This window comes from Salinivibrio sp. HTSP (assembly GCF_003390965.1).
In the GTDB taxonomy this organism is placed as follows: Bacteria; Pseudomonadota; Gammaproteobacteria; order Enterobacterales; family Vibrionaceae; genus Salinivibrio; species Salinivibrio kushneri.
Genome location: NZ_PXUD01000033.1, coordinates 44,838 through 57,429, shown reverse-complemented (window position 1 = coordinate 57,429; position 12,592 = coordinate 44,838). Strand labels below are relative to the sequence as shown.

The 12,592-nt window shown below is 51.3% G+C and carries 12 protein-coding genes; 8 read left to right on the top strand and 4 right to left on the bottom strand.

What is annotated here, in order from left to right:
- Window positions 1-157: 157 nt before the first annotated feature.
- The 7 genes from C7A19_RS07340 to yacG all read left to right on the top strand — a co-directional run bounded on the left by C7A19_RS07340 (window position 158) and on the right by yacG (window position 6,083).
- Window positions 158-583, top strand: a complete 426-nt coding sequence (locus C7A19_RS07340) for a pilin (protein ID WP_116644580.1) — start codon at window positions 158-160, stop codon at window positions 581-583.
- Window positions 584-653: 70 nt separating this feature from the next.
- On the top strand, window positions 654-2,336 hold the full coding sequence (pilB, locus tag C7A19_RS07335; RefSeq protein WP_116644579.1) for a type IV-A pilus assembly ATPase PilB: 1,683 nt from the start codon (window positions 654-656) through the stop codon (window positions 2,334-2,336).
- Window positions 2,337-2,345: 9 nt separating this feature from the next.
- Complete coding sequence (locus C7A19_RS07330; protein ID WP_069363365.1) at window positions 2,346-3,560, top strand: type II secretion system F family protein; 1,215 nt, start codon at window positions 2,346-2,348, stop codon at window positions 3,558-3,560.
- Between the two features lie 64 nt (window positions 3,561-3,624).
- Window positions 3,625-4,494 carry an A24 family peptidase gene (locus C7A19_RS07325; protein ID WP_077599651.1) on the top strand — a complete coding sequence of 290 codons (870 nt, stop codon included), beginning with the start codon at window positions 3,625-3,627 and terminating at the stop codon, window positions 4,492-4,494.
- Window positions 4,494-5,108, top strand: a complete 615-nt coding sequence (coaE, locus tag C7A19_RS07320; RefSeq protein WP_116644578.1) for a dephospho-CoA kinase — start codon at window positions 4,494-4,496, stop codon at window positions 5,106-5,108. Before C7A19_RS07325 ends, coaE begins: the two co-directional genes overlap by 1 nt.
- Before the next feature lie 23 nt (window positions 5,109-5,131).
- On the top strand, window positions 5,132-5,872 hold the full coding sequence (gene zapD / locus C7A19_RS07315; protein ID WP_116644577.1) for a cell division protein ZapD: 741 nt from the start codon (window positions 5,132-5,134) through the stop codon (window positions 5,870-5,872).
- 10 nt (window positions 5,873-5,882) lie between these two features.
- A complete protein-coding gene (gene yacG, locus C7A19_RS07310) occupies window positions 5,883-6,083 on the top strand; it encodes a DNA gyrase inhibitor YacG (RefSeq protein ID WP_069363361.1) in 201 nt (66 codons plus the stop codon).
- A gap of 42 nt (window positions 6,084-6,125) precedes the next feature.
- Here yacG and mutT read toward each other — a convergent pair whose 3' ends face one another.
- Entirely contained in the window at window positions 6,126-6,521 is a 396-nt protein-coding gene (gene mutT / locus C7A19_RS07305) for an 8-oxo-dGTP diphosphatase MutT (RefSeq protein WP_116644576.1), read from the bottom strand.
- A gap of 62 nt (window positions 6,522-6,583) precedes the next feature.
- Window positions 6,584-9,316, bottom strand: a complete 2,733-nt coding sequence (gene secA / locus C7A19_RS07300; protein ID WP_116644575.1) for a preprotein translocase subunit SecA — start codon at window positions 9,314-9,316, stop codon at window positions 6,584-6,586.
- Window positions 9,317-9,800: 484 nt separating this feature from the next.
- Between secA and C7A19_RS07295 the strand changes: the two genes are divergently transcribed.
- A complete protein-coding gene (locus C7A19_RS07295) occupies window positions 9,801-10,259 on the top strand; it encodes a DciA family protein (protein WP_069363358.1) in 459 nt (152 codons plus the stop codon).
- A gap of 105 nt (window positions 10,260-10,364) precedes the next feature.
- On the opposite strand, the gene lpxC is transcribed toward C7A19_RS07295, so the two are convergent.
- Both lpxC and ftsZ read right to left on the bottom strand, forming a co-directional pair.
- The gene (gene lpxC / locus C7A19_RS07290) at window positions 10,365-11,282 is read right to left on the bottom strand and encodes a UDP-3-O-acyl-N-acetylglucosamine deacetylase (protein ID WP_069363357.1); all 918 of its coding nucleotides are present in this window, start codon (window positions 11,280-11,282) and stop codon (window positions 10,365-10,367) included.
- A gap of 117 nt (window positions 11,283-11,399) precedes the next feature.
- Window positions 11,400-12,575 (bottom strand): cell division protein FtsZ, encoded by a 1,176-nt coding sequence (gene ftsZ / locus C7A19_RS07285; RefSeq protein ID WP_046073972.1) that lies wholly within the window; start codon window positions 12,573-12,575, stop codon window positions 11,400-11,402.
- Window positions 12,576-12,592: the final 17 nt, after the last annotated feature.

The following is a 12,592-nucleotide window of genomic DNA, read 5'->3' as shown; positions in this document are numbered from 1 at the left end:
CACTAGATTAGAAAAAAATACTGTTACATCCAGCTTTTATCCTTCAGTCTCAAACTCATCTCTGCCCTCTTTTTTGCGCCACGCTCACAAGCGTAAAGTCGCTGCACTCGCGGCCACCACGTTGGCGGCCGACCATCATTGAGAGGAGAGATATAGGATGCAAAAGCAACAAGGGTTTAGTTTGATTGAGTTACTCGTGGTATTAGGCATTATTGGTGCCCTAACTGCCATCGCTATTCCGCAATACCAAAAATATCAAGATAAAGCCAAAGTCACTGCCGCGATTGCCACGCTGACCAATATGCGTGCCCCAGTAGAAGCTCATATATTAGAAAAAGGATCATTTCCTGAGGATTTGGATAAATTAGGGATCCCAGAAGACGTAAAGAAAGAAGAAAAAGGACTGGTCATTACGGTGACAGAACTCCCCGACACATTCACGGATAAGAAAGTCACCTTGACTCGCACTGATGCTGGTACATGGAACTGTAAACAACCTCTTAAAGAAGAGGTTAGCAACTGCGAGGGTACCAGTGACAATGGCAATGGCAATGGCAATGGCAATGGCAATGGCAATGGCTAAGTCTAACTAATCAATCCGCAACCTAGCACACACTTGTGCTAGGTTTTATATGCATTGAAAAGCGTAATTTATGATCCCAACCGCTCAGTTGTATCAAGCCGGTTTATTGACCGATGCCCAGCGCCATGCGTTGGGCATTGGCGATGGCACACCGCTTAGCGTCTCCCGTTTACTCGATTCCGGGGTTGACCCCACCGCGCTCGCCCACACTCTCGCGAGTCAGCATCACCTGCCTTTTTCGGAAAGCCATCAGTACCCCTTTAAAGACACCTGTTATGCCCTAGATAGGCGCGATTTGATTCAGCGTCATCAGGTGTTGCCGCTGGCCCAGCAAGGCCAAGAGCTACTGCTCGGCGTCAGTGACCCAGATAACACAGAGGCGGTCGCCGACTTTCGCTTTTCTACTGGGCTCAATGTCCGTTTAGTGGTGCTCAGTCAGCCGGATTTGGATGCCGCGCTGCGTCACTTATACGGCGCAGATATCGATGGCACCGGCGATGGCATCACCATCAGTGATCAAGACTTAGCCGCCCTGACCGTCACCGATAGCCCACAAGAAGACAGCGCTGAGCTACAAAGTGATCAGGCGCCGATCAGTCGTTACATTCAACAGATATTGGTGGATGCGGTGCGTAAAAACGCCTCCGACGTACACTTCGAGCCCTTTGAACATCACTACCAAATTCGCTTTCGCCAAGACGGTTTATTGCACACCTATGCCCACCCTCCTGCGGGGGTTTCGCGGCGGCTGTCGACTCGACTCAAAATCTTGGCCCAACTCAATATTGCCGAACGACGTTTACCACAAGACGGGCGCATTAAGCTGACCCTCACTGCCGATCACACCGTCGATATGCGCGTATCCACCTTACCGACCGTTTGGGGCGAGAAGGTGGTGGTTCGCTTGTTGAATAATGGCCAGCAGCAACTGACGCTACATGATTTAGGCTTAACCGAGTGGCAGCGCCAGCACTATCAAGACGCATTGGATAGGCCGCAAGGGATGGTTTTGTTTACCGGCCCAACGGGAAGCGGCAAAACCGTCTCTTTGTATAGTGGGCTCAGGTATCTCAATCAGCCGCAGCGTAATATTGCCACCGTCGAAGATCCGGTTGAGATCCAGCTAGAAGGCATCAATCAAGTCAATGTTAATCCTAGCATCGGTTTAGATTTCGCCACCGCACTCCGTGCCTTTTTGCGCCAAGATCCCGATGTGGTAATGGTGGGAGAAATACGCGATCTCGACACCGCTGAGATCGGGATCAAGGCCGCGCAAACCGGTCACCTGGTGTTATCAACGCTGCATACCAATTCGGCGGCCGAAAGCATCACCCGTTTATCCCATATGGGCATTGCGCCCTACAACCTTGCCAGCTCTCTAACTTTGGTGGTGGCTCAGCGTTTGGTACGCCGTTTATGCCCTGTTTGTAAACAGCCGCACCCATCTGATGACCCACGCATTCAGTATTTAGCCAACCTCTATCCAAGCTTAACCCCAAGCACGCTCTACCAAGCCAATCCCCACGGCTGTTACCAGTGCTATCAGGGTTATCAAGGACGGACTGGGGTGTACGAAGTGCTCCCCGTGACAGAAAAGATAACCAGCGCCATTTACCGAAATGCCAGCGCGGTGGAACTCACTCAACTGGCCACCGAAGAAGGTATGTGGCGATTGGCCGAGTCTGGGGTTGCCAAACTCAACCAAGGGATCACCAGCATCCAAGAGCTTACCCGCGTTATTCAGCTTGCCTAAGGAGTCTGCATGGCCAAATCCACCCTGTTTATCTTTCATTGGCGTCAAGCCGCCGCCCGTGGTGAAAAAAAAGGGCAGGTGTTCGCCTACACAGAGCGAGACGCACGCCAAGAGCTAGCGAACCAATCTATCGTCCCCAGCCGCCTCATACGCCGCCGGCTATCGAGCTTTCAGCAGCGTCGTCATAAAGCCAAGGCAGCGGATATCACCCAGTTTTCACGTGATCTCACCACCTTGCTTGAGTCTGGGATCCCTATCGTACAAGCCCTGAACCTCATGGCGCTCAATCAGGTCAAAGCCGAAATGCGCTTGCTGGTGCGTCATATTCGCCAGCAACTGGAGGCGGGCACCAATTTGAGTGAGGCGCTAGCGCACGCGAGCCCCTTGTTTGATCGCTTTTATTGCGATTTGGTCGCAACGGGTGAGCAAACCGGGCAACTGCCGGAGATTTTTGCTCGCTTAACCCTATACCGTGAAAAGCAGGCGTTACTTCGCAGTAAAGTCATCAAAGCCATGATTTATCCCAGCATCGTGGTCAGCGTGGCCTTGGGCGTTAGTGCCTACCTGCTGGTGTCCGTGATCCCGAAGTTTAAACGTATTTTTGATTCCTTCGGGGCCGATTTGCCTTGGCTGACCCAACAAGTGCTCGCCTTATCCGACATTGTGAGCCAGCACGCGTTGACCATCACGCTGATCGTGGCGGGTCTTGCCGCCGCGCACCAGTTGCTACAGCGTAAAAACACGACCTACCAATATCACTATCATCGCTGGCTACTCCGACTGCCCGTCATTGGTGAAGTGGTGAGCAAAGCCTGCATCGCCAAGTTTTCTCGCACCCTAGCCACCACGTTTAGTGCCGGTATTCCGTTACTCTCTGGCTTACAAGCCGCGACGAAATCCATGACCAACGCGTATTATGTCCACGCACTCAAGGCGGTGTATCAGCACACGGCCACTGGTATTCCGCTTTATCAAGCCTTGCGTGACAGTAACAGCTTCCCCGTGATGGTGACGCAAATGGTGATGATTGGCGAAGAGTCGGGGTCGCTCGATAATATGCTCAACCGCATCGCACAAATCTATGAAGCCGAAGTCGACAACACCGTAGACAACCTCGGTAAAATCATCGAGCCACTGTTAATTTTAGTACTCGGGCTATTGATTGGCGGCTTAGTGGTGGCCATGTACTTACCCATTTTCAATCTGATGTCTGTTCTTGGCTAGCCAAGATAGAGTCTGACACCGCAAGGCGCTATGATGCGCACAAGGTTAATGCCCAGAAGGTCCCATGTTGATATTCTCATCACCGTTATTCATTTTTTTTGCTGGCTTATTTGGTCTGATTATCGGTAGCTTTTTAAATGTGGTCATCGCACGCGTGCCCATTATGATGGAACGCCGTTGGCGTCAAGAATGCTTGGCGACGTTTCCCGATGCTAACATTGACGCGCCTGATGCGCAGCGCTTTGATTTGTGTTTTCCCGCCTCACACTGCCCAAAGTGCCAGCAGCCGATTGCGTGGTACGATAATATTCCTTTGCTCAGTTGGCTGATGTTAAAAGGCCGCTGCCGTCAGTGTGGCACGGCGATCAGTCCACGCTACCCACTGGTCGAGGTCACCAGTGCTATTGTCTGTGTGTTACCGGCATGGCTTATTTCCTCACCGGCATGGGCCATCGCGGTGATGGCGGCCAGTCTCACCTTGCTGGCGCTGACTCTCATTGATTGGGAAACCCTGTTGCTGCCCGACCAACTCACCTTACCCTTAATGTGGGCCGGAATCGGCCTCGCTCTCTGCGGCATCAGTCCTATCACCCTCAGTGAAAGTGTCATTGGTGCTATGGTCGGTTATGTCAGCCTTTGGAGCCTCTTTTGGGCCTTTAAACTTACCACTGGCAAAGAAGGCATGGGCTATGGTGATTTTAAACTGTTTGCGGCACTGGGCGCTTGGGTCGGTTGGCAAGCTTTGCCGCTACTGATTTTATTCGCCTCACTCAGTGGCGCTATCGTTGGGGGATTATTGCTTCGCCAACAACAAAAGAGCCTGCAGCACGCGTTTGCCTTTGGCCCCTTTATTGCCGTCGCAGGTTGGCTAAGTCTGCTTTGGGGCGATAGCCTGTTACACTGGTATCTTTCACACATTCTAGGAGTGCGCTAATGACCGTTGTGGTCGGGTTAACCGGAGGGATTGGCAGTGGTAAAACCACGGTTGCCAGTCGTTTTGCCGCCAAGGGCATTGATATCATTGATGCCGATGTGATCGCTCGTGAGGCGGTTGCGCCCGGTAGTGACGGTCTGGCCGAGATTGTCGCGCGTTTTGGCACACCAGCATTAAATCCAGATGGCAGCCTAGATCGTGCCTGGCTTCGTGAGCGGGTGTTTAGTCATCCAGACGACAAGCAATGGCTCGATAACCTGCTTCACCCCATGATCCGCCAACGCATGATCCAAGCCTGTGCGCAGGCCAGTTCAGCGTATTGTTTGCTTGTGGTGCCCTTGTTAGTAGAGAATAACCTGACGTCATTGGCGCAACGAGTGTTGGTCGTCGATGTGGACGAGCAAACACAAATCGCGCGCACGCTCGCCCGTGATCACGTGAGTGAACAACAAGTTCACGCGATTTTGGCCGCACAAGCCAGTCGCTCACAACGCCTCGCCGTCGCCGATGATGTGATCGATAATACGCAAACCGAAGCGGAACTTGATCGACAAGTTGATGCCTTACATCACACGTATTTAACCTTGGCAACCCAGGCAAACGCCGACCCATAGTCGGACAGGACAGCTAAACGCTTATGACCAGCCTCACTTTGTATGAACACCCACTCAATGAACAGGTGCGAATTTACTTGCGCCTGGAGTACCTGCTCTCTCAACTGGACGAAGTGAGCGGGCTTTCCGCACCCTGTCATCATATTCAATTTTTCCGCAGCCTGTTTGATCTGCTGGAGATTTTAGATCAAGTGCAAGTAAAAGCGGATCTCGCCAAGGATTTGGACAAACTCAAGAAAAAACTCAAAGCCTGGGCTGACGTGCCCCAGGTTGATCAGGCGCAGCTCAACCAGTTGCTCGATCAACTCGCCGCGCACCAGCGCGCGGTATTACAGGCCAAACGCTTCGGCCAAGCGTTAAAAGAAGACCGTTTTTTAACCAGTATTAAGCAGCGCTTTTCGATTCCAGGGGGGAGCTGTAGCTTTGATCTCCCCAATTTCCACTACTGGCTCCATCAACCACTGGCCGCACGGCAAAGTGCGATTCAGACCTGGATGGAAACCCTGGCACCATTACGTCACGCTTTGGCGTTCTGGCTGCAACTCACACGTGAAAGCGCACATGGCGGCACCGCGACGATTCAACAAGGTTTCTACCAACAAGAAGCGGATGGCGCCTGCTTAATTCGGCTTAAGATATCCCCTGATCTCGGGGTTTATCCGTTAGTATCTGGGCACAAAAACCGCTTCGCGATCCGCTTTATGCCATTTGACGACGATCACGAGGTCGCCGACAATATGTCTGTTCATATCAGTGTTTGTTAAGGAGATCCACGTGAGTGATGCCCCTACCGTTGTCAAATGTCCAACATGCCAACAGCCTGTGGTTTGGGGAGAGGTTAGCCCGCATCGTCCATTTTGCAGCAAACGCTGTCAGTTGATTGATTTGGGCGAATGGGCCAGTGAAGAAAAAGCCATCCCTGGTGCCCCTGACCTTTCGGATGATGACCTCTGGTCAGAAGGGCAGCACGAGTAAACGTCCTGCCCTATTCCCTGTTCTACGATGTTTTTCTCGCGCTCAGAATCGAGCGCGAATTTTTTCTAATACCGCATCGTTGGCGTCGGGAAACGGATAATGATCCAATTCGGCAATCGGTGCCCAAATGCCCTCTTGTCCTTCACAGCCTTGCGGCTCGCCCTCAAAGTCAGAGACCAAGAAAAAATCCAAACTTAATGCTTTGTCGGGAAAGTCAAAGTCTAACGATATAAAGGGGCTGACCGCTTTTGCCGCAATCCCAACTTCTTCGTTTAATTCTCGCAGCAATGCGCGTTGCGGGGTTTCGCTCCCTTCAATTTTTCCGCCCGGAAATTCCCACTTTCCCCCTTGATGGGCGTGAGCATGACGGCGAGTGATAAAGACTTTGTCTTGTGTCGGATTAACAATAATGCCAGCGGCAATACTTACCCGTTTCATAGTCTCTCCTGATAATAAAAAAAGGCCGATAAACGGCCTTTTTGATAACGCATGGTCAGGGCTTAGATTCTACCGTGACATTGCTTAAATTTCTTCCCTGATCCACAAGGACAAGGCTCATTACGGCCGACTTTACGTCCATCGCGCACCACGGTCTCGTTGCCGCTAACACTCTGTTCGGCGCTGTCGCTATCGTCAAACTGATTATCAGCTTGCGCATGGTTAACTTGCTGCTTTTGCGCGGCCTGCTCAGCACGGGCTTTGCGCTCAGCTTCCATACGCTCAACGTCATCCGGCTGTTGCACGCGGACACGGCTGAGTGTTGTCACCACATCGGTTTTCAGCGCTTCTAGCATGCCCTCAAACAGCTCAAACGATTCGCGCTTGTACTCTTGTTTTGGGTTCTTTTGTGCGTAGCCACGTAAGTGAATACCTTGACGGAGATGATCCATCGCCGCGAGGTGCTCTTTCCAAAGCGTATCCAAGGTTTGCAGCATCACCGCTTTTTCAAAGTTACGCAGGGTTTCTGCCCCTACCGCCTCTTCTTTGCCTTTATAAACCTCGATCAAGGCCGTCAGAATGCGCTCGCGCAGTAACTCTTCATACAGCTTGTCGTCCTCATCCAGCCATTGCTGAATCGGTAATTCGAGATCAAAGTCCGCTTTAAGCCGTTTTTCCAGCCCTGGCACATCCCACATTTCTTCCAGCGACTGAGGCGGAATGTATTGGTTAACAATGTTATTAACCACATCCTCGCGGTTGTGCTCGATCATTTCGCTGATATCTTCAGAAACTAGGAGCGCATCACGTAGCTCGTACACCACTTTACGCTGATCGTTGGCAACATCATCAAATTCAAGCAGTTGCTTACGAATGTCAAAGTTACGCCCTTCCACTTTACGCTGCGCGTTTTCAATGGCTTTGTTGACCCAAGGGTGCTCAATGGCTTCGCCTTCCGCCATCCCTAATCGTTTCATCATGTTAGAGACTTTTTCTGAGGCGAAGATCCGCATCAAAGAATCTTCCATCGACAAATAAAAGCGGGTTGAACCTGGATCACCTTGACGACCGGCACGACCCCGTAGCTGGTTATCAATACGACGGGATTCATGACGCTCAGTACCAATGATATGCAGACCACCCGCTTCAACGACCTGGTCATGAAGCTGCTGCCATTTTTCTTTTGCCGCTTCTACTTGCGCTTCCGTCGGGTCTTCGACATCACCCAGCACTTGTTTCCAGCTGCCACCCAGCACAATGTCAGTACCGCGACCGGCCATATTGGTGGCGATTGTCACCGTGCCTGGGTAACCGGCTTGCTCAACAATATCCGCTTCATGGGCGTGGAATTTAGCGTTAAGCACCTGGTGCTTGATGCCGTCTTTTTGCAGTGCATTGGACAGTAATTCAGATTTTTCAATCGATACCGTTCCGACCAATACCGGTTGGCCGGCTTCGGCGCGCGTTTTGATGTCTTCAGCAATCGCGGCAAACTTTTCTTTTTCGGTCATGTAGACCTGATCGGCGTGATCTTTACGCACCATTGGCCGGTTAGTCGGGATAACCACGGTGTCTAGGCCATAGATAGACTGAAACTCAAACGCCTCGGTGTCCGCGGTCCCGGTCATGCCTGAGAGCTTGTCATACAAACGGAAGAAGTTTTGGAAGGTGATCGAGGCCAGCGTTTGGTTCTCGTTTTGAATTTTCACCCCTTCTTTGGCTTCCACCGCCTGGTGTAAACCTTCCGACCAACGACGTCCCGGCATGGTGCGTCCGGTGTGCTCGTCCACGATGATCACTTCATCGTCTTTGACAATATAGTCAACGTCGCGCTCAAACAAGACGTGGGCGCGTAATGCGGCATTAATATGATGGATCAGGCTGATATTCGCCGGTGAGTACAAGGTATCGCCGTCTTCCATCAAGCCGTTTTTCTTGAGCAAGTCTTCAACGAATTCTTGACCATTTTCGGTCATGTACACTTGCTTGGCTTTTTCATCAACCGTGAAGTGGCCATCACCTTGATAGTCTTCGGTATCTTCTTGCTCTTGCTGTTTCAGGCTTGGGATCAAGGCATTAATACGCTGATACATCTCAGAGCTGTCTTCCGCTGGCCCAGAAATAATCAGTGGCGTACGTGCCTCATCAATGAGGATCGAGTCAACCTCATCGACAATCGAGAAATAGCGATCGCGTTGCACACGGTCTTCTGCGCGAAACGCCATGTTGTCACGCAAATAGTCAAAGCCGAACTCATTGTTGGTACCGTAAAGTACATCACACGCATAAGCGGCTTTTTTCGCCTCCGGCGGCATGTTGGGGACATTGACGCCCACCGTCATTCCTAAAAACTCAAACAACGGACGGTTGGTTTCGGCATCACGTTCCGCCAAATAATCATTCACCGTCACGATGTGAACCGCCTTTCCAGTCAAGGCGTTCAAATAAGAAGGTAGCGTCGCGGTCAGGGTTTTACCTTCACCGGTGCGCATTTCCGCAATCTGACCATTGTGGAGCACGATACCACCGACCATTTGCACGTCAAAGTGGCGTAGGCCAAATACACGCTTAGAGGCTTCTCGTACAGTGGCAAAGGCTTCAGGAAGGAGATCATCAAGCTCGGCACCTTGATCAAGGCGCTCGCGGAATTCAACGGTTTTCGCTTTTAACGCATCATCATTCAATGCTTCAAATTGGGGTTCGAGTTTGTTGATTTCATCAACAACTTTTCTCAGCCGACGCAAGGTGCGGTCATTACGGCTTCCGATAACTTTAGTCAGGACTTTCGATAACATGGCGTTGCCGGTACTCTTTTTAATGGTTTTCCCACATGGGCGGCCGCTACACTGCCTCTATGCTGGCATGTTTCAGTTCAAACGCGGGTTGGCTTAAGCTCATCGATTCAACACAAGATGCCAAAACGCATCTACCTTAAGTGGAGCCAAATCGGACAGAATTCAAGGGCGATGACGCCACTTCACAACGATTTCCACGTGACTGAATGTAAATGTGGTAGATGGCACGGAAAAAATACGCCACCATCGCCTTACCCATGCGACACTTACCTGTGAATGGTTTTTTCACTCTCTGGTGATCACCTCAGGACATACCGGTATATCAACGCGGTAGGCTACATGCCGAGGTGGAGCATCTATGATAAGGTAAATTACTTTCACATCCTATGACAAATCCAATACTCAAGGGATCAATTAGCGAAAATTAGACGCTGTGCGCCCGTTCAGGCGCCGAATTGATGACAAAAAAGGCAGTTATTGCGCGATGAGAGACCACCGTCCCCGCTCTACCCTCCATCTGTTGGAGAGCGACCCCAATAATATTGCTCAGCGAGCGGTTGAGCTTGCCAAGCTAAACAAGCTGATCTTAGCCTTGTTACCCGGTGAGACATCAAAAGCCTGTCGCGTCGCCAATTATCGTGATGGCGTATTGGTGGTAGAAGCAGGTAGCGCCGCCTGGGCGATGCGACTGAACTACGAGCGACAGCATTTATTGTCGGTATTGCGTAACAAAGGCTTGGCCAGCCTTACCACCATTGAAGTGAAAATTAATCCGGCACTCGCCGCCGCCGACCGAGAAGACAAAGAGGCAGCGCCGCCCCGCCACCTTAGCCAAGCCTCGGGTGAGTTACTGCGTGCGCTGGGTGAAGGCGCTTCGCCTAAGCTAAAAGCACGGTTCGAGGCGTTGGCTAAACTCGCCGAGGATCAAAAAAAGCCAGAGTGAGCTCTGGCTTTCTATCTATCAATATCTTGGTATTAGCGGTTTATTCTGCCTCAGTGTGGTGCATTGCGCTGTTACCGTGCAAACGTCTACCGTATCAGACAGGGCTTAGGCCAAGACCATCCCCGGTTCGGCAAATGCCACTGGAGAAGTCTCTGTTTCTTCAAACGTGACCCACTCCCACGCTTCTTGATCAGCCAAGACCGCGCGCAACAGTTTGTTGTTCAGTGCATGGCCCGATTTGTACGCGCGCATCTCACCGAGGATACTGTGGCCACACATGTAAAGGTCACCGATAGCGTCCAACACCTTATGCTTGACCAGTTCGTTGTCAAAGCGCAGGCCTTCTTCATTCAAGATACGATAATCGTCCAGCACGATGGCACAGTCAAAGCTACCGCCCAGACACAAATTTTGTGACTGCAGGTACTCGATGTCACGCATAAAACCGAAAGTACGAGCACGGCTCAAGTCTTTAATAAAAGACTGACTTGAAAAATCTAGCACCAGGTTTTGTTGCTCAGATTCAATCGCAGGGTGGTCGAATTCGATAGCAAAATCAAGGCGGAAGCCGTTGTATGGCAGCAACTCCGCCCATTTGTCATCGTCTTCAATGCGAACAGGCTTTTTAATGCGAATGAACCGTTTTGGCGTGTTTTGGACGTCGATACCCGCAGACTGCAGCAAAAAGATGAACGGGCTTGAACTGCCATCCATAATTGGAATTTCTGGCGCGTCCACTTCAATAATAATGTTATCGATCCCCATGCCTGCAATCGCTGCACTGAGATGCTCAACGGTTGAGATGCGAACACCCGCGTCATTGACTAAGGCGGTGCACAACATGGTGTCGCGCACATCCTCAGGGTTAGCCGGAAAATCCACCGGTGGCTCCATGTCTGTGCGACGGTAAATCACACCGGTATTGGCAGGAGCCGGACGCAGAGTAAGCGTAACCTTACGCCCGGAGTGGAGACCCACACCAGTCGTTTGGACCATACTTTTCAATGTTCGCTGTCTAATCATCGGCTTATCTCAACTTTTTCTCAAAAAAGTGTGCTCTGCGTCACTCATTACCCTGTCACCTTAGACAAGGGGAGCGTGATGGTAGCACATCACTGGCTACAAACCAAGCAATTGCGATTAGTCAGCTTGTTTACGCAAAAACGCAGGAATATCGAGATAATCATGCTCGGTCTGCGATTTTGGTGCTGCATTCGATGACGATGCAGCAGGCTGCTCTTTCGCCGCAGGGTTTGCACTTGCCGCCTGAGGTTTCTCTTGCAAAGGCTGTGCCTTTTTCGGCTCTGCCTGTGCTTGCCCAGACTGTGAGTTGGTCACCAAGGTGATATCTGGCTTACGCTCATTACCAATTCCGGTGGCCACCACAGTCACACGCAGCTCGTCGCTCATTTCTGGGTCCATCGATGTCCCGATCACCACAGTCGCATTGTCTGATGCAAACGCTTTGACGGTGTTACCCACGGTCTCAAACTCATCAAGACGCATATCAAAGCCTGCGGTAATATTCACCAGCACACCACGCGCACCAGCTAAGTCGATGTCCTCAAGAAGCGGGCTAGAAATGGCCATTTCTGCTGCCTCTTCCGCGCGATCTTCGCCGGTTGCCACGCCGCTGCCCATCATCGCGTGTCCCATCTCTGACATCACAGTGCGGACATCCGCAAAGTCGACGTTGATGTGACCTGGGCGTGTGATTAACTCGGCGATCCCTTGCACGGCGTTGCGTAGCACGTCGTTTGCTTTGGCAAAGGCATCGAGCAATGTAATCCCACGACCTAGCACTTTAAGCAGTTTTTCGTTCGGGATCGTAATCAGCGAGTCAACATGTTTTGACAGCTCTTCGATACCTTGCTCTGCAAACGCGAGTCGCTTTTTACCCTCAAAGCTGAATGGTTTAGTGACCACAGCAACGGTCAGGATTCCCATTTCTTTCGCGATTTCCGCGATAATGGGGGCTCCGCCGGTTCCTGTACCACCGCCCATTCCGGCTGCGATAAATACCATATCGGCACCTTCGAGCTCAGCTTTAATCGCATCGCGATCTTCAAGGGCAGAATCTCGACCTACTTGTGGGTTAGCCCCCGCGCCTAGGCCTTTAGTGATATCACCACCAATTTGAATAACCGTGCCTACGCTGCTTTTACGCAGTGCTTGGGCATCCGTATTAATGCTAATGAAGTCAACCCCTTCGATTGACTCACGCACCATATGTTCAACGGCGTTACCACCGCCACCGCCAATGCCGACGACCTTAATCACCGCATCGTCAGACATTTCCATCATCGGTTCAAACATGAGTTCTCTCCGTCCTT

Coding starts and splice junctions, on each gene's coding strand:
- C7A19_RS07325 (WP_077599651.1), top strand. CDS start 3,625: ATGTTGATATTCTCATCACCGTTATTCATTTTTTTTGCTGGCTTATTT.
- secA (WP_116644575.1), bottom strand. CDS start 9,316: ATGTTATCGAAAGTCCTGACTAAAGTTATCGGAAGCCGTAATGACCGC.
- mutT (WP_116644576.1), bottom strand. CDS start 6,521: ATGAAACGGGTAAGTATTGCCGCTGGCATTATTGTTAATCCGACACAA.
- lpxC (WP_069363357.1), bottom strand. CDS start 11,282: ATGATTAGACAGCGAACATTGAAAAGTATGGTCCAAACGACTGGTGTG.
- ftsZ (WP_046073972.1), bottom strand. CDS start 12,575: ATGTTTGAACCGATGATGGAAATGTCTGACGATGCGGTGATTAAGGTC.
- C7A19_RS07330 (WP_069363365.1), top strand. CDS start 2,346: ATGGCCAAATCCACCCTGTTTATCTTTCATTGGCGTCAAGCCGCCGCC.
- C7A19_RS07295 (WP_069363358.1), top strand. CDS start 9,801: ATGAGAGACCACCGTCCCCGCTCTACCCTCCATCTGTTGGAGAGCGAC.
- coaE (WP_116644578.1), top strand. CDS start 4,494: ATGACCGTTGTGGTCGGGTTAACCGGAGGGATTGGCAGTGGTAAAACC.
- C7A19_RS07340 (WP_116644580.1), top strand. CDS start 158: ATGCAAAAGCAACAAGGGTTTAGTTTGATTGAGTTACTCGTGGTATTA.
- zapD (WP_116644577.1), top strand. CDS start 5,132: ATGACCAGCCTCACTTTGTATGAACACCCACTCAATGAACAGGTGCGA.
- pilB (WP_116644579.1), top strand. CDS start 654: ATGATCCCAACCGCTCAGTTGTATCAAGCCGGTTTATTGACCGATGCC.